The following is a 14,537-nucleotide window of genomic DNA, read 5'->3' on the forward strand; positions in this document are numbered from 1 at the left end:
TACATTAATGGCCAAGAAAAAAACAAAATCACCAGGTACATTGGCTGAAAACCGTAAAGCAAGACATGATTATAATATTGAAGATACCATTGAAGCAGGCATTGTGCTTCAAGGTACAGAAATTAAATCGATTCGACGTGGTAGTGCGAACTTAAAAGATAGTTATGCACAAGTGAAGCGTGGAGAAATGTACATTAATAATATGCATATTGCTCCATACGAAGAAGGAAATCGTTTTAATCATGATCCATTACGGTCAAGAAAGTTGTTATTGCATAAAAAAGAGATTATCAAACTAGGCGAACGTACAAGAGAAATTGGATATTCGATTATTCCTTTAAAATTGTATTTAAAACATGGACAATGTAAAGTTTTATTAGGCATAGCTCGTGGTAAAAAACTGCATGATAAACGTCAAGCATTGAAAGATAAAGCAATGAAACGAGACGTTGATCGTGCAATGAAAGCCCGTTATTAAGCATAATTGTTGCTTAATCGGGCTCTATTTGTTATGATAAGTAAAGTTGTTTAAATTAAACTGTATCTTATATTTTATTATATTGCGGGGGCGTTTTTGGATTCGACAGGGGTCCCCCGAGCTTATTAAGCGTGTCGGAGGGTTGTCTCCGTCATCAACACATTCGGTTAAATATAACTGACAAATCAAACAATAATTTAGCAGTAGCTGCGTAATAGCACTCTGCATCGCCTAACAGCATTTCCTATGTGCTGTTAACGCGATTCAACCCTAATAGGATATGCTAAACACTGCCGTTTGAAGTCTGTTTAGATGAAATTTAATCAAACTAGCATATTGTTGGTTGTCTGTTGCTTACCAATATGCGAAATGAATCAATAGACTACACACGTAGAAAAATTTGTATCAGGACCTCTGGACGCGGGTTCGAATCCCGCCGCCTCCATCTTATAGCTTGTAACCTTATTGGTTGCAGGTTTTTTTAATATATATTAGGGTAGTTTTAAAGAAAATAGTTTATAATTTAATTGTTTGGAGAGAAGTAATGAACAATCAATCAAAATATTTTCATCATGTAGAACATAGGAAATTTCAAAGTAGTTCAAAAGCAACGCTTTGGTCTTCTTTGATTATTACGCTGATTTTTACAATTGTAGAGTTTGTAGGTGGATTATATGCTAATTCACTTGCTTTATTATCAGATTCATTCCATATGTTAAGTGATGTTTTGGCACTAGGGTTGTCTATGCTTGCTATTTATTTTGCAAGTAAGCCTCCAACGAAACATTATACGTATGGATTTTTAAGATTAGAAATTATTGTAGCTTTCTTAAATGGTTTAGCATTAATTGTTATTTCGTTAGGTATTATGTACGAAGGCATTTTGAGAATCATACATCCTGAACCGGTAGCAAGTGGTATTATGATATTTGTAGCTGTATTAGGTCTTATTATAAATATCATTTTAACACTTATTTTATATAGATCTTTAAGAAAAGAAGATAATGTCAATATTCAAAGTGCATTATGGCATTTTTTCGGAGATTTATTAAATTCAATTGGCGTTATCGTAGCAGTAGTACTTATTCATTTTACTGGATGGGCAATTATTGATCCAATCATTAGTATCATCATTTCTCTTATCATTTTAAATGGTGGTTATAAAATAATTAAAAATGCTTGGAAAGTATTAATGGAGCGTATTCCAGATGGATATGATTCAGATGAAATTATTAATGCAATGAAAAGCGTTGAAGGCGTTATAGATGTGCATGAGTTTCATTTATGGAGCATCACTACAAACCATAGTTCATTGAGTGCTCATGTTGTTTTAAGTGATGAATATACTAAATGGCCGTATTCAACGGTTAATAAAGTTTCTGAATTGTTGAAAGAAAAATATAATTTAGAACATGTTACACTACAAATTGAAAATATTCATCTTAACCATTTAGACGAAGATTACTTTAAACAATACGAAGAATGATAATTAAATAGGAGTAGAAGCGATGGATAGTAAGAGCGCTTCTACTCCTTATTTTTAGTTTTTATTTATTTTTTTACTATCTATGCGTTCAGAATTGCCTTTGGATTTGTGTGCTTTTGGATTATTCTTTTTATGTGCACTTTCGTTTACATCTTTGACTGTATCATTACTATGACTACATGCACCTAATATTAGAAAGCTTGAAAGCGTTAGTAAGGCTAATTTTTTCATTGTCTCATCCCTTTGTTTTAAGTCGTATCATATTTTAGTATGGCATATTAAATGTAATATTCAATAAATATTTATAAATTTTAAAATGATGTCAAAAATAAAAGATAGAGCCTCAAAGCTCTACCTTTTTTATTATTAATTGTTTATTTGGTTTATATTATTATTCGTATTATTACTTTGTGTATTTTGAGTTGTATTTAATGTGCTATTTTGATTTACATTATTAGTGTTGTCTTTTGTTGTATTAGATTCATTTGTATGATTATATTGAGTACTATTTTGACTATTCTGGTTGTGAGTAGAATGTGTTTGTTTTGAATCATTATTTGCTGAATTCGTCTGATATTGAGATGTGTCTTGTTGTTGTGTTGAAGGTTCTTGCTGTCGTTGTGTAGAATTTTGATTATTTGTAGTCGCATTATTTTGTTCAGTAGTTGGGTTTTCTTGTTGTATTGATTGTTGTGTAGTTGGTGATTCTGATGACTGAATTGAATTTTCTTCTGTGGCGGGTGTGTTTTCTTGAGTGGAAGGAGTATCCTGAATAGACTCATGTGATGTATCCTTATTATTTTTCTTAGAATTATTTTCTTTTTTATTGTTATTTTCTTTATTTGTTTTATTATCTTTAGGCTTTTCTTTTTTTATAGGAGTGATGTCACTTTTAGAGGGATTATTACTCTCAATGACTTTATGAATACCCAGTGCAAGCATACTTAATAAGATAATAATAATAGCCATAGCAAGCATTTTTAAGTAATTTTTATTTTTAAAAATAGCAATAATACCAAAAATAATGACTATACAAGCGATTAAAAATAAAGTAATGCCTAGATAGAATATAATTTTATCCATAACTGACCTCCATCATTACAATATGTCAATCAAATTTCACTATAAATATTACATAATAAATATTAATATTTATTTAACATTTTATTATTTTTTTAAAACAATTTAGTTGATAAAATTATTAATATAATAGTGTTATTCATTCGATTTATTGTAAATATTAATTTCTTCATTTTTAAAATTGATTGAAACATATAAATGTTCATCATATGTATTAATAGGAAGAGAGGGTGTATTCAGTTTAAACTCTGATAGAATTTTAAATGAACTGTTATTTAAAGGTTCAACTATAGATACATCATTTTCGTTTTGTTGTATAAGTAGATTTCTATTCGTCATATTATTAATTTTCCAATGATTCATATAAACTCACCTCTATTAAAAATAAAAAGCCTGAAACATACTCAATACATATGTGCAGGCTTTAAAAGTTATATTCATAATTAAATAAATATATTTATTTAAGACTTTTAAGCAAATATTCTTGAATAGAAATAACTTGAAAAAATTAGATATTCTTAATTAAAGCTTTGTTCAATTTCAGTAAAAGCTTTATTTGTAACTTTAATATTATCAATTCTATCAGACATAATATTTCCATCTAGATAGCCATGATCAATAAGAACTTTGCAATTTTCTAAGAAATCACTATATTTTCTATCGCAAAAATAATCATCTTGAGCTGTAATACTATCTTTAAAATTATTTGCTTCTTCCTCTGTTTGTCCACTATTTGAACGTTCCATATATAGCTTATAAAATTTTGCTACTGTATATTTTTGTTCTTTAGTTAACTCGTCCATAGAAACGCCTCCTAAACTCATTACTTATATATACCCAAATTAATTTAATTAAAAAACTAAAAAAACGATATTACATTTATTGCGCTTTTTTAATACCTTGATCTACTGCTTCGGCAAATTTATAAAATGTTCTCGTATAATTTTTTGAATATCGTCTATTATTTTTATCCAATTTATTATGTTTAAAAAACAAAGCTCGCTGGCGGGTCGTCAATTCCAGTTGCACTCCTGTATCTTTTTTATCTCTATTAATAATATTATTATAGGAAAGGGCCTCAATTCCTTTAGGCGTTTTTTGTACTGTAAATCCATGATGAGTTAATGAATGACGTAATGTTTGAACTAATTTTTTATCTTTACCACCTACGTAAACAATGGGTTCATCGCCTGCATATCCGTGAATAGATATTGTTTTTGACGAATGGTTGAGCATATCTAATAATTGAGGTTCATCAAAAACAGTAGAAGTAATATGTAGTTGAGCATTATTATCTGAACGTAGACCTTCAAATGAATAAAAATTATATTGACCAATATTTGAAATACGACGAGCGAGTTCAGTGGTTCCAGGTTCAATACTTCCACCATGAATAGCTGTAATTAAGGTATCGCTGTGCTTACGGTGTTTTGTGATTATTTTCCAATCTTTATTTTTTGTTGTATGTTGTTTTAAATCATTAAAGTTAGCATAGTAATCTAAGGATTGATGTTGTTTTAACTCAAAATGTTTATAAAAGTAAAGAAAGAGAAGAATAAATAATATAATAATAAGAGTTAAAAACATATAATAAAAGAATCGATAATGTAATTTTTTGTTTTTCATAAAAATAAGTTGTTCCTTTATATATCATTTCTTAGTATAGAAAAGTATAGTGTAACGCCATATTCTTTAACTATTAGTATTTTTTTACTAGTTTAAGACGATAGTCATTATTAAAATTATCAACTAAAGCATATGGAGAGATAATTAGTAAACCATGATCATTTATCGTATCTTTACTTACACCATATTTGTATGCTTGATAGATAATTTTAGTACAATAAGTAAAGCGTTCACTTTTTAAATTAAGTGTAACTAAATAAGTTTTATCACTATTTTTATAATGAGCTTTTGCCCAATTAGCTGCTTTTTGACCTGCATTAGGATACTCACAACGATATATTTTAATCCAATCATTTTTTTTAACGCCAAATCGCTGTTTAAATGATTCGAAAGATTCAATAATAGGCTTATCGCCGGGTCCTTCAATTTGTAAAACTGTATCATGATCTAAAGCAATACTTGAATGTCCAAAGAAACCAAATAATACCGGACCTTTTGTAAGAATAATATCACCAGGTTGTAATTTGAAATCATTTCCTTTTTCTGAAGATGAAGAAGTGGAACTTATAGATGCATAAGTATGAGAAGAGAACGCGAAAAATAGTAATAAAATGAAAATCACAAATATAATACGTTTCAATTGAATAATCTTCAATTTATATCTCCTTAATCGTTTTATAGAGAAACATATAAAAAAGAACAAAATAAAATCGTATTTTGTTCTTTTAAACCCTATTTATAAAATACCAAATAATAGTATATATATCAGTAAAGCAAAACCAAAAATATAGAAGATGACTGTAAAGCCTAAATATGATTCTTTACGTTCTTCTTTTTTAGATTTTAGCAATAACCCTAATATAATTGAAGCAGCAACAACAAATATAATACCCAGCCAAAGTAAAATCGTTAAATGCGTACTCATTTGTAAACCTCCCACATTTTAATTAAAAAAAGTTATATATCAGTGGATATATATAATATAAAAAAATGATTAGATTAGTTAAAAAAATTATTTCGCTTATAAGGTTTTTATCCAAGATAGCGGCAATTAAACTGAATGAAATAGTGAGGCCACATATGATTAAACCAGGTATGAGCCAGAAATAATCATCTAACTTAGGAAAATAGGTGACAATAATGTTAAAACCTAGAAATAAAAGGGTAATCATAATATTAATCCAAAATAATTTATTAATATTCATAGGTAGTGTCACCTCTATAACAATGATGTCTTTTTTATCATCATATCACTTCTTTAAAAGAAAGGTAAAACTTTAATCCTTATTAAAAGAATGACTTCGTAAATTTACATAAAAAAACCGGCGATTAAACTAAAATGTACTCATCGGCAGTCATAAATATGTATGATTAACTAATAAACGTATCAATTAAAAGGGGAAATCAAAAAAGTAAATAAAAGAGTATAAAAATTCGAAAAATCGTCACATTTACAGAAAATTAATATTCGCATAGAATGTTTTTAGTGAATAATTAGAAATAAAGTGTTTTAATTATTTTAATAAAATCAATTAAAACATTACAACTCTTATAAAAAATATAACTTACTGATGTGATTATATATAAATAAACATCATTCATTTAGAAACAATAAGATGATAGGAGATACTGAAATGTTGTAATGTGAGGAGGAAAAAAATGACATTTTATGATTTTGTTATTGGATTTATTAATGATGATACACCACTAGGAAGTTTAGCAAACTACATTGTAAATGATCATAAATTTCCCAAAAACGAACGCAATAATAAAGAAATTAGAGCATATGTGATGTCAAATTACGTTGATCACCAACTAATTGAAAGCGCTAATCGAGCAATGAGTCTCTATAAATTAATTTGAATTAGGATAGTACCAATTTTGTTGCTTTAACGCATTCCATATATCTTTAGTTTTAAAGTTTAATTCATTATCTCTAATTGAAAAAGGTTCTATAATTTCTCTATCTAACCACGAATGAATAAGTTCACTAGGAACTCCATCAAGTAACATTTCTGATTTACTTATTACAAAACATTCCCAATCTAATGAGAGCTTATTAGGATTGACATAATTGTATTGATGATGATCATTCACAATGAACGCTCCTTTATTTGTAAAACTTATAATTCATTATACCCATCACAATGAGAACCAAACGTGTATTAATTAATTTTTTACCTTTATTTATTTTTAAGTATAAAAAAATTAAGATATACTATGTATGGATTATAAAGTGGTGTAAAAGAAAGTTGCCTATATTATTTAAAAAATATATTGAGGTGAATGTAATGAGTAAAATACTCTATTTAATGAGACATGGACAAACTATGTTTAATTTAAGAGGGAAAGTACAAGGTGCAAGTGATTCTCCACTTACTGAATTAGGAATATCTCAAGCGAAGCAAGCAGGTCATTACTTTAAACATAATCATATTACTTTTGACGAAGCATATTCATCTAGTTCGGAACGGGCATGTGATACGTTAGAAAATGTTTTACCTGAACAAGCATATCAACGTAATAAAGGATTAAAAGAATGGAGTTTTGGACTATTTGAAGGGGATAGTGTTCAATTATTGGATGCAGTTTGGGATAAACACGACATTTTTGGAACTAGACTACGCTCTTTCGGAGGAGAAACGAAACATGAAGTTGAACATCGTATCGTTACGACATTAAGTAATTTATTAGAGTCCTCTAATGGAAAAACATTCTTAGCGGTAAGCCATGGTACAGCCATTCAGGTTTTTTTAAGGAAATGGATAGGTGATGATATGGCAAATCAATATATCATTGGAAATTGTTGTATTTTAAAATTTATTTATACACATGGAAAGTTTGAATTTCTCGATATGGTGGATCCTACAATCGATGATGCCAATAAGTAAAATCATTATCCTGACTATTTAATATCATAGAGTAGCCAATGAACATCAAAATAAGTATCATCTACTTTAAATGAGTTTTTTTCAATCCCTAAAGTTTCAAAACCAAGTGCAGTGAAAAAAATCTTTGCACCAATATGATTTGAGGTAATACAAGTCATTAGTTTTTCAATATGACGAGACTTTGCATAATTAATCACTTCACAGATTAAATTTTGCAAAGTAATCTCGTCTTTTTTGTCTTTTAAAAAGAGATTTTCTAACATTGCTTTATGTTGTGTGCCCACTTGTTTGAGTTGTCGCAATGTAACACCAGCCACAAGTTTTTCATTTTTAAAATTGCCAAAAATATTACAATACTCTTCTTCTTTAGATAGAATGTGTTTTAAGTAATTTGGAGACACATGTTGAAAATAAAGTTTATCCCATGAATAAGTATGTGAATCATTTGATATTAAAGTAATATATTGATTTAAATCGTTGTTAGTAAGAATTCTAACTTCTGACATTATACTCACCTCAAATTATTATTAGCATTTAAAAATCTATTTATACAAATTAATTGAATTATAAAAATTTTATAAAGTTTAATTAATAACTATATCCATAGAATAGCCTATTTTTAAAAATTATACAAAAAGTGTGAGAATACATAGACGTTAGAATATTATCTATCATACATCGATATCTTTAAACTTAATTGTTAGATAGGAAATGAAATGGAGTGGGACGGAATTCAATTTGAATTTGTCGTTCAATTCTAGCAATACATCCCCAAGGACGTAAATGTTCTTATTGAAAGTCATTATGTTAACTTTCATACTACTATTGAAATAACTTGATATCAGCTCTTTTTAATTCAGTCTTTATCTATCAACACATAAAAAAATCCTGAGACATAATGAGGTGTCTCAGGGTTTTTTAAAATTATAAAATTTTGATTTTAAAGAGTAATGCTAATTAGTCAACAACTTGAACATTTAAATCTACATCGATGTTGCCACGAGTTGCTTTTGAATATGGACAGAATTCGTGAGCATCTTGTAGATATTTTTCAGCGTCTTCTTGAGATAATACATTTTTAACTTTTGCATCAATAGATACGCTTAATTTTGGACTTTCAGCATTTGGATCATCTTCTAAGCGTACAGTTAAAGTTACCTCAGGTTCTGCTCCGCGAACTTTGTTTTGTTTTAAAATAAGGTCATATGCACCATTGAAGCATGAAGCATAGCCAGCTGCGAATAATTGTTCAGGGTTAGTTGCGTTTCCATCTGCTTGTTGTGGTGGTAATACATCTACATTTATTGCATTATCGTCTGTGTGTACGTGTCCTTTACGTCCACCAACGTTTGTTGCTTTAGTTTCATATTGAACTGCCATTATTATTACCTCCTAAATTCGAATACAATTATTATATACCCAACTAAAAAGTTTTAAATCATGATCTGTAAAAATTAAAAAGAATTTTAAACATTGGCGAGTGTGACATAAATAGTTTAAAATAATATAAAATTGTAAATGGCAAGAAAAGAAGGGATTATATGGCAGAAGTAAAGGTAGCTGCAACCATAGCACCTCAAGATATAATAGATAATGAAACGTTAAATAGTATCAATGATAATCATGCATATATAGATATCATTGAGTTGCGTATAGATCAGTGGGAGAGTCATCATCACGAACTTTTAATGAAAAACCTTTCACTTCTAAATGAAATAAAGGATCATTTCAAAATATTGGTGACATATCGCACAATTTCTCAAGGTGGAAAAGGTCAGTTAACTAATAAAGAATATTTACAGTTAATTGAAACAATTTCCTCAATAGATGAATGTCAAATGATAGATATAGAATGGGAGTCAAATATTGAGGTTGAGACGCATAAGCGTATTATAGAAAATGCACATCGTCATCAGAAACAAATAATTGTGTCCTATCATAATTTTTTAGAAACGCCACCGTTAGAAGAATTAAAATTCACATATTATAAAATGCAAAAATTAAATCCTGAGTATGTAAAAATTGCAGTAATGCCTAAGGAAAAACAGGACGTAGCAATGCTATTAGAAGCAGTAGCTTATACATCTGAAGCGATTTCTCAACAAGTTATTGGAATATCTATGTCTCATTTAGGATTAGTGAGCCGAACTGCTCAAGGTGTTTTTGGGGGTACAGTGTCATATGGTTGCTTAGGTGAACCTCAAGCGCCAGGGCAGATTCATGTTAAAGAACTAAAAAAACAATTATTATTTTACGAAAGCATGTAGTATACATTGAAATGTCATCGATATCCGCGTATAATTGATAATAGTTATCAATATAGAGGAGCGATAATTGTGGAATTACAAGAAGTAATTTCTTTAAGAAGAAGTATAAAGAAATTTAAACATGATATGGTGATTAATGATGAAGATGTATTTAAAGCCATAGAACAAGCTACTGACGCTCCTAATCATGGTATGAGAGAACCGTGGAGAGTTATTCATGTTTCTAAAGATAGATTAGGAGATATGAGTAGAGATATTACACGTTTTGCCTTTCCAAATAGTCCAGAAAAACAAGAAGATCATTATAACGCGGTGACAAATTTAGGAGGTATGTTAGTTTTAGTACTTAAAACTGACCCACGACAACGACAAAATCGCGAAAACTTTTTTGCGATGGGTGCATACACTCAGAATCTAATGTTATTACTTTATGAAAAAGGTATTGGTACATGTTGGAAAACGCCATTGTACATCTTTGAACCAAAAGTAAGAAAAGCGTTTGGTATTGCTAAAGATGAAGCTATTGCAGGTTTATTGTATCTTACTGATTTAGAAGAGGTACCACCTAAAGCAAAACGTAAAAATAAACATTTAATCTCAGAATACTAAAGAAACCACACTCAAAATAACGAGTGTGGTTCTTTAATTATTTATTAAATGTTTCTTTTAAGAATGATTCAACTTGTTCAGGTGATTTTGCATTAGCAGAATGCAAATGAGCTTGTTTTTGACCATTTTCAAATATAAGTAAACTTGGGATACCCATGACTTCATTGTCTGATGCTACATCTTCTAATTCATCACGATTTACAGAATACCATTTATAGTCGTTATACTTGTCAACGATTGGATCAATCCACATATCCATTGCTTTACAATCAGGACACCAACCAGCTTCAAATTTTACAATTACAGGTTGTTCACTTTGAATAACTGAATTAAATTCTTCAGTAGTAGTAATATTTTTCATACTTTACACTCCTTTTAGCTTGTTTTATATATTATAACTAATTACTAATATTTAGAAAAAAATAAAGCTTAAAAAGTAGAGCGTTTATTTAAATAATTTGATATATTTATAATAAGTTTAAATAGGAGGATAATACTGAATGATTAAATTTTATCAATATCCAAAATGCACAACTTGTAAAAAAGCTGCTCGATTTTTAGATGAGCATGGAGTGAGTTATGAGTCTATAGATATTGTGCAACACACACCTACAAAACAAGAATTCAAAGAGTTAGTAGTTAAATCAGAAGTGGAAATAAATAAATTCTTTAATACACATGGTGTGAAATATAGAGAACTTGGTTTGAAAGATAAATTAAAAGAATTATCTAATGATGAAAAATTAGAACTCTTAGCCTCAGATGGAATGTTGGTAAAACGTCCGCTAGCGGTTTCAGGTGAAAAAGTTACATTAGGTTTTAATGAAGAACAATATAAAGATGTATGGTTATAGAAAGTATAATCACAACTTTTAATATTAATAGTTGAATGAAAACTTACGGTATGGCATCATTAAATTGTAATTATTTTTAGGAGGGGATTTTCGTGGCAGTACCGAGCGAATTCAAATATTCTAAGGAACATGAATGGGTTAAAGTTGAAGGAAATACGGCAACAATTGGTATTACTGAATACGCGCAAGGCGAATTAGGAGACATCGTATTTGTCGAATTACCAGATGTCGATGATGAAATTAATGAAGGGGATACATTTGGTAGTGTTGAATCAGTAAAGACAGTATCTGAATTGTATGCACCTGTCTCTGGTAAAATTGTTGAAACAAATGACGAATTAGAAGATAGTCCAGAATTTGTTAATGAATCACCTTATGAAAAAGCGTGGATGGTAAAAGTTGAATTAAATGATGAAAGTCAATTAGATGAATTGCTATCAGCTGAACAATATTCTGAAATGATTGGCGAATAATTTTAAAAAACTCCTTGATATTGAATCTAGGAGTTTTTTATATATTATATTAATTATCTGTAAATTGTGTTTATATTCATCAATAACGTGAAAAAGTAAATGATTGTTTAATATCGACTTAGAAGGTGGATGAACATGGCAATTTTAAACAAAGTTATCATTGTTGAAGGTAAATCTGATAAGAAGAAAGTGCAACAAGTCATAGCTGAACCTGTAAATATTATTTGTACACATGGTACAATGAGTATCGACAAACTAGACGATATGATAGAAACATTATATGGAAAACAGGTCTATATTCTTGCCGATTCAGATGATGAAGGCGAAAAAATTAGAAAATGGTTTAAACGTTATTTAAGTGAAAGTGAACATATCTATGTAGATAAAACATATTGTGAAGTCGCGCGTTGTCCTAAAAATTATCTTGCTCATGTATTGAGTAAATATGGATTTAACGTAAAAAAAGAGAAAAAACTTATACCTAATTTAAGTTCTGAAAGGTTAGTACTCGTGAATGAATAATTCTATTAAAATCGAAGACATCAAAGAACACTTTGATAAAGATAAACATTTAATATTTGGATATACTCCTATGTGTGGAACATGTAAGATTTCAGAGCGCATGCTAGATATTGCAAATGATATCGAACAATTACCACTTAAAAAAATTGATTTAAATTTCCATAAGTATTTTAGTGAAGAATATAAAATTATGTCTGTACCTGTACTGTTAATTATGGATAAGGATAAAGAGGTAGATAGAATCTATGCATTTCAATCCGTGCCATATTTGTTAGAAAAGTTAAAAAAATGATTGACGAATTATTAGTACAGTGATAGGATATAAATTAATTAAATAGTGCGAAAACTCTTATCGAGAGAGGTGGAGGGATGTGCCCTACGAAGCCCGGCAACCGTCTATAATGGAAATGGTGCCAATTCACATAAAGTTTAAGACTTTAGAAGATGAGAGAAAGATAATTTTAAATGCTTTCTCATCTCTCTAGGTGGGAAAGCATTTTTTAATTACATAAGGAATTTAAGGGAGGCATTTAACGTGATTGAGTTAAATCAAGTTGTTAAACGCTATCACACAAAGAACAAAGATGTACTAGCAGTAGATCACGTTGATTTGAATATAGAATCAGGCTCAATTTTTGGAGTGATTGGGTTCTCTGGTGCTGGTAAAAGTACGTTGATTCGAATGTTTAATAATCTAGAAGAGCCGACTTCAGGGGATATCATTATAGATGGAGACAATATTAACAAACTTTCTAAATCAGATTTGAGAAAAAAACGACAAAAAGTAAGTATGATTTTCCAACATTTTAATTTATTATGGTCACGTACTGTCATTAGTAATATTATGTTCCCACTAGAAATAGCTGGAGTAGCTCGTACAGAAGCAAAAAAAAGAGCTTTAGAACTTGTAGAGTTGGTCGGTTTAAAAGGCCGTGAAAAAGCTTATCCTTCAGAATTATCGGGTGGTCAAAAACAAAGAGTTGGGATTGCTCGTGCATTAGCGAATGATCCGAATGTCTTATTATGTGACGAGGCTACAAGTGCGCTAGATCCACAAACAACGGATGAAATTTTAGATTTACTGTTAAAAATAAAAGAAGAAAGAAATCTAACGATTGTGATTATTACACATGAAATGCAAGTGATTAGACGCATATGTGATGCAGTTGCAGTGATGGAAAATGGACGTGTTATTGAGCAAGGTAATGTTGATGAAGTATTTGAAAATCCTCAACATGAGGTGACAAAACGATTCGTGAAAGACGATTTAGACGATGATTTTGAAGATTCAATTAAACATCTAGAACCATTGAACAAAGACGCTTATATTGTAAGGTTGAATTTCAACGGTAATAATACAACACAACCTGTTGTATCTGATATTACGCGAACGCAGAATATTGAATTAAATATTTTGGAAGCAAATATTAAAAATACACGTACAGGTTCAATTGGATTTTTAATTGTACACATTCCACATATTAGTGAAGATGGATTTAATACATTTGTAACTGAGTTACATAAACAACACGTAAATGTGGAGGTGATTAAACATGGATAAATCATATGGTGATATCTTCCATGAAATGATTACTATGCCTAACGTGCAATGGCCTGAAGTTTGGCAAGCAATATATGAAACACTTTATATGACTATAGTGTCAACCATTTTTGCTTTTATCTTTGGCTTAATCTTAGGTGTGCTGCTTTTCTTATCAGCTAAAAGTGACGCACCTGGAGCTAAAATTTTCTATACGGTAGTTTCATTTATAGTTAACTTGTTCCGTGCAATTCCATTTATTATTTTAATTTTGTTATTAATTCCGTTCACAAGTGTATTATTAGGTACAATTAGTGGACCGACGGGAGCACTTCCAGCATTAATCATTGGCGCTGCACCGTTCTACGCAAGATTAGTTGAAATCGCATTTAAAGAAATCGATAAAGGCGTTATTGAAGCAGCATGGTCTATGGGTGCGAATACTTGGACAGTCGTTCGAAAAGTATTGCTTCCAGAAGCAATGCCAGCACTTGTTTCAGGTATTACAGTAACTGCTATCGCTTTAGTTGGTTCAACTGCTATTGCAGGCGTTATTGGTGCAGGTGGTTTAGGTAATTTAGCTTACTTAACTGGTTTTACACGTAACCAAAACGACGTCATTTTAGTGTCAACCGTATTTATTTTAATTATTGTATTTATAATCCAATTCATCGGGGATTGGCTTACAAATAAAATTGATAAACGATAATA

Annotated in this window: 24 protein-coding genes, 1 other RNA gene and 1 riboswitch; of the genes, 13 read left to right on the forward strand and 12 right to left on the reverse strand. The window is 29.8% G+C overall.

Going from position 1 to position 14,537, the window contains the following annotated elements; all coding sequences use genetic code 11:
• Positions 1 to 7 precede the first annotated feature (7 nt).
• The 3 genes from smpB to CD034_RS02520 all read left to right on the forward strand — a co-directional run bounded on the left by smpB (position 8) and on the right by CD034_RS02520 (position 1,964).
• Positions 8 to 478 (forward strand): SsrA-binding protein SmpB, encoded by a 471-nt coding sequence (gene smpB / locus CD034_RS02510; protein ID WP_002448235.1) that lies wholly within the window; start codon positions 8 to 10, stop codon positions 476 to 478.
• Positions 479 to 564: 86 nt separating this feature from the next.
• Positions 565 to 926, forward strand: a transfer-messenger RNA (tmRNA) gene (gene ssrA, locus CD034_RS02515).
• 96 nt (positions 927 to 1,022) lie between these two features.
• Positions 1,023 to 1,964, forward strand: coding sequence for a cation diffusion facilitator family transporter (locus tag CD034_RS02520; RefSeq protein WP_002455573.1), 942 nt, complete (start codon positions 1,023 to 1,025; stop codon positions 1,962 to 1,964).
• A 54-nt stretch (positions 1,965 to 2,018) separates the two neighbouring features.
• Here the strand turns inward: CD034_RS02520 and CD034_RS11150 are convergent, their stop codons facing one another.
• The 8 genes from CD034_RS11150 to tsaA form a co-directional block, all read right to left on the reverse strand.
• The gene (locus CD034_RS11150; RefSeq protein WP_002455572.1) at positions 2,019 to 2,195 is read right to left on the reverse strand and encodes a hypothetical protein; all 177 of its coding nucleotides are present in this window, start codon (positions 2,193 to 2,195) and stop codon (positions 2,019 to 2,021) included.
• Between the two features lie 135 nt (positions 2,196 to 2,330).
• Positions 2,331 to 3,047 carry a hypothetical protein gene (locus tag CD034_RS02525; RefSeq protein ID WP_002448164.1) on the reverse strand — a complete coding sequence of 239 codons (717 nt, stop codon included), beginning with the start codon at positions 3,045 to 3,047 and terminating at the stop codon, positions 2,331 to 2,333.
• A gap of 132 nt (positions 3,048 to 3,179) precedes the next feature.
• Positions 3,180 to 3,407, reverse strand: coding sequence for a hypothetical protein (locus tag CD034_RS02530; protein WP_002455571.1), 228 nt, complete (start codon positions 3,405 to 3,407; stop codon positions 3,180 to 3,182).
• Between the two features lie 155 nt (positions 3,408 to 3,562).
• Positions 3,563 to 3,847: a hypothetical protein gene (locus tag CD034_RS02535; RefSeq protein WP_002448116.1), complete on the reverse strand. Its 285-nt coding sequence runs from the start codon at positions 3,845 to 3,847 to the stop codon at positions 3,563 to 3,565.
• 76 nt (positions 3,848 to 3,923) lie between these two features.
• Complete coding sequence (locus tag CD034_RS02540) at positions 3,924 to 4,670, reverse strand: poly-gamma-glutamate hydrolase family protein (protein WP_002448118.1); 747 nt, start codon at positions 4,668 to 4,670, stop codon at positions 3,924 to 3,926.
• A 73-nt stretch (positions 4,671 to 4,743) separates the two neighbouring features.
• Positions 4,744 to 5,310, reverse strand: a complete 567-nt coding sequence (gene lnsA, locus CD034_RS02545; protein ID WP_369962964.1) for a lipoprotein N-acylation protein LnsA — start codon at positions 5,308 to 5,310, stop codon at positions 4,744 to 4,746.
• A 96-nt stretch (positions 5,311 to 5,406) separates the two neighbouring features.
• Positions 5,407 to 5,595, reverse strand: a complete 189-nt coding sequence (gene tsaT, locus CD034_RS02550; RefSeq protein ID WP_002448257.1) for a type II toxin-antitoxin system toxin TsaT — start codon at positions 5,593 to 5,595, stop codon at positions 5,407 to 5,409.
• A 22-nt stretch (positions 5,596 to 5,617) separates the two neighbouring features.
• Positions 5,618 to 5,875 (reverse strand): type II toxin-antitoxin system antitoxin TsaA, encoded by a 258-nt coding sequence (gene tsaA / locus CD034_RS11355; RefSeq protein ID WP_002455569.1) that lies wholly within the window; start codon positions 5,873 to 5,875, stop codon positions 5,618 to 5,620.
• A 454-nt stretch (positions 5,876 to 6,329) separates the two neighbouring features.
• Here tsaA and CD034_RS02560 point away from each other — a divergent pair, with 454 nt between their 5' ends.
• Positions 6,330 to 6,533, forward strand: a complete 204-nt coding sequence (locus CD034_RS02560; protein ID WP_002448195.1) for a sterile alpha motif-like domain-containing protein — start codon at positions 6,330 to 6,332, stop codon at positions 6,531 to 6,533.
• Here CD034_RS02560 and CD034_RS02565 read toward each other — a convergent pair.
• Positions 6,525 to 6,767 carry a hypothetical protein gene (locus CD034_RS02565; protein ID WP_002448133.1) on the reverse strand — a complete coding sequence of 81 codons (243 nt, stop codon included), beginning with the start codon at positions 6,765 to 6,767 and terminating at the stop codon, positions 6,525 to 6,527. The genes CD034_RS02560 and CD034_RS02565 overlap by 9 nt on opposite strands.
• A 194-nt stretch (positions 6,768 to 6,961) precedes the next feature.
• Between CD034_RS02565 and CD034_RS02570 the strand changes: the two genes are divergently transcribed.
• A complete protein-coding gene (locus CD034_RS02570; protein ID WP_002448069.1) occupies positions 6,962 to 7,561 on the forward strand; it encodes a histidine phosphatase family protein in 600 nt (199 codons plus the stop codon).
• A 14-nt stretch (positions 7,562 to 7,575) separates the two neighbouring features.
• Here the strand turns inward: CD034_RS02570 and CD034_RS02575 are convergent, their stop codons facing one another.
• Complete coding sequence (locus CD034_RS02575; protein ID WP_002448223.1) at positions 7,576 to 8,067, reverse strand: GNAT family N-acetyltransferase; 492 nt, start codon at positions 8,065 to 8,067, stop codon at positions 7,576 to 7,578.
• Positions 8,068 to 8,518: 451 nt separating this feature from the next.
• Complete coding sequence (locus tag CD034_RS02580; RefSeq protein ID WP_002448074.1) at positions 8,519 to 8,941, reverse strand: organic hydroperoxide resistance protein; 423 nt, start codon at positions 8,939 to 8,941, stop codon at positions 8,519 to 8,521.
• A gap of 161 nt (positions 8,942 to 9,102) precedes the next feature.
• Between CD034_RS02580 and aroD the strand changes: the two genes are divergently transcribed.
• Both aroD and CD034_RS02590 read left to right on the forward strand, forming a co-directional pair.
• Entirely contained in the window at positions 9,103 to 9,828 is a 726-nt protein-coding gene (aroD, locus tag CD034_RS02585) for a type I 3-dehydroquinate dehydratase (RefSeq protein WP_002455566.1), read from the forward strand.
• Positions 9,829 to 9,897: 69 nt separating this feature from the next.
• A complete protein-coding gene (locus CD034_RS02590; RefSeq protein ID WP_002448165.1) occupies positions 9,898 to 10,437 on the forward strand; it encodes a nitroreductase family protein in 540 nt (179 codons plus the stop codon).
• 37 nt (positions 10,438 to 10,474) lie between these two features.
• On the opposite strand, the gene CD034_RS02595 is transcribed toward CD034_RS02590, so the two are convergent.
• The gene (locus CD034_RS02595) at positions 10,475 to 10,798 is read right to left on the reverse strand and encodes a thioredoxin family protein (protein ID WP_002448188.1); all 324 of its coding nucleotides are present in this window, start codon (positions 10,796 to 10,798) and stop codon (positions 10,475 to 10,477) included.
• A gap of 139 nt (positions 10,799 to 10,937) precedes the next feature.
• Here CD034_RS02595 and CD034_RS02600 point away from each other — a divergent pair, with 139 nt between their 5' ends.
• The 6 genes from CD034_RS02600 (at position 10,938) to CD034_RS02625 (ending at position 14,535) form a co-directional block, all read left to right on the forward strand.
• Entirely contained in the window at positions 10,938 to 11,291 is a 354-nt protein-coding gene (locus CD034_RS02600; RefSeq protein WP_002455565.1) for an arsenate reductase family protein, read from the forward strand.
• 92 nt (positions 11,292 to 11,383) lie between these two features.
• Positions 11,384 to 11,764, forward strand: coding sequence for a glycine cleavage system protein GcvH (gene gcvH, locus CD034_RS02605; RefSeq protein ID WP_002448172.1), 381 nt, complete (start codon positions 11,384 to 11,386; stop codon positions 11,762 to 11,764).
• Positions 11,765 to 11,899: 135 nt separating this feature from the next.
• On the forward strand, positions 11,900 to 12,286 hold the full coding sequence (locus CD034_RS02610) for a toprim domain-containing protein (RefSeq protein ID WP_002448075.1): 387 nt from the start codon (positions 11,900 to 11,902) through the stop codon (positions 12,284 to 12,286).
• The gene (locus CD034_RS02615) at positions 12,279 to 12,578 is read left to right on the forward strand and encodes a thioredoxin family protein (RefSeq protein WP_002448091.1); all 300 of its coding nucleotides are present in this window, start codon (positions 12,279 to 12,281) and stop codon (positions 12,576 to 12,578) included. The genes CD034_RS02610 and CD034_RS02615 overlap by 8 nt, the downstream gene beginning before the upstream one ends.
• A gap of 54 nt (positions 12,579 to 12,632) precedes the next feature.
• Positions 12,633 to 12,737: riboswitch (SAM riboswitch) on the forward strand.
• An 84-nt stretch (positions 12,738 to 12,821) separates the two neighbouring features.
• Positions 12,822 to 13,847: a methionine ABC transporter ATP-binding protein gene (locus CD034_RS02620; protein ID WP_002448213.1), complete on the forward strand. Its 1,026-nt coding sequence runs from the start codon at positions 12,822 to 12,824 to the stop codon at positions 13,845 to 13,847.
• Positions 13,840 to 14,535, forward strand: a complete 696-nt coding sequence (locus CD034_RS02625) for a methionine ABC transporter permease (protein WP_002448101.1) — start codon at positions 13,840 to 13,842, stop codon at positions 14,533 to 14,535. The genes CD034_RS02620 and CD034_RS02625 overlap by 8 nt, the downstream gene beginning before the upstream one ends.
• Positions 14,536 to 14,537: the final 2 nt, after the last annotated feature.

It is taken from the genome of Staphylococcus hominis subsp. hominis, from assembly GCF_002901845.1.
Taxonomy (GTDB): domain Bacteria; phylum Bacillota; class Bacilli; order Staphylococcales; family Staphylococcaceae; genus Staphylococcus; species Staphylococcus hominis.

What these genes read in the sequence shown, in the direction of transcription:
- tsaT (WP_002448257.1), bottom strand. Translation starts at nt 5,595, where the DNA reads ATGAGTACGCATTTAACGATTTTACTTTGGCTGGGTATTATATTTGTT.
- CD034_RS02535 (WP_002448116.1), bottom strand. Translation starts at nt 3,847, where the DNA reads ATGGACGAGTTAACTAAAGAACAAAAATATACAGTAGCAAAATTTTAT.
- CD034_RS02580 (WP_002448074.1), bottom strand. Translation starts at nt 8,941, where the DNA reads ATGGCAGTTCAATATGAAACTAAAGCAACAAACGTTGGTGGACGTAAA.
- CD034_RS02525 (WP_002448164.1), bottom strand. Translation starts at nt 3,047, where the DNA reads ATGGATAAAATTATATTCTATCTAGGCATTACTTTATTTTTAATCGCT.
- smpB (WP_002448235.1), top strand. Translation starts at nt 8, where the DNA reads ATGGCCAAGAAAAAAACAAAATCACCAGGTACATTGGCTGAAAACCGT.
- CD034_RS02610 (WP_002448075.1), top strand. Translation starts at nt 11,900, where the DNA reads ATGGCAATTTTAAACAAAGTTATCATTGTTGAAGGTAAATCTGATAAG.
- CD034_RS02560 (WP_002448195.1), top strand. Translation starts at nt 6,330, where the DNA reads ATGACATTTTATGATTTTGTTATTGGATTTATTAATGATGATACACCA.
- CD034_RS11150 (WP_002455572.1), bottom strand. Translation starts at nt 2,195, where the DNA reads ATGAAAAAATTAGCCTTACTAACGCTTTCAAGCTTTCTAATATTAGGT.
- CD034_RS02615 (WP_002448091.1), top strand. Translation starts at nt 12,279, where the DNA reads ATGAATAATTCTATTAAAATCGAAGACATCAAAGAACACTTTGATAAA.
- CD034_RS02595 (WP_002448188.1), bottom strand. Translation starts at nt 10,798, where the DNA reads ATGAAAAATATTACTACTACTGAAGAATTTAATTCAGTTATTCAAAGT.
- CD034_RS02600 (WP_002455565.1), top strand. Translation starts at nt 10,938, where the DNA reads ATGATTAAATTTTATCAATATCCAAAATGCACAACTTGTAAAAAAGCT.
- CD034_RS02530 (WP_002455571.1), bottom strand. Translation starts at nt 3,407, where the DNA reads ATGAATCATTGGAAAATTAATAATATGACGAATAGAAATCTACTTATA.
- tsaA (WP_002455569.1), bottom strand. Translation starts at nt 5,875, where the DNA reads ATGAATATTAATAAATTATTTTGGATTAATATTATGATTACCCTTTTA.
- aroD (WP_002455566.1), top strand. Translation starts at nt 9,103, where the DNA reads ATGGCAGAAGTAAAGGTAGCTGCAACCATAGCACCTCAAGATATAATA.
- CD034_RS02625 (WP_002448101.1), top strand. Translation starts at nt 13,840, where the DNA reads ATGGATAAATCATATGGTGATATCTTCCATGAAATGATTACTATGCCT.
- CD034_RS02575 (WP_002448223.1), bottom strand. Translation starts at nt 8,067, where the DNA reads ATGTCAGAAGTTAGAATTCTTACTAACAACGATTTAAATCAATATATT.
- CD034_RS02570 (WP_002448069.1), top strand. Translation starts at nt 6,962, where the DNA reads ATGAGTAAAATACTCTATTTAATGAGACATGGACAAACTATGTTTAAT.
- CD034_RS02520 (WP_002455573.1), top strand. Translation starts at nt 1,023, where the DNA reads ATGAACAATCAATCAAAATATTTTCATCATGTAGAACATAGGAAATTT.
- CD034_RS02540 (WP_002448118.1), bottom strand. Translation starts at nt 4,670, where the DNA reads ATGAAAAACAAAAAATTACATTATCGATTCTTTTATTATATGTTTTTA.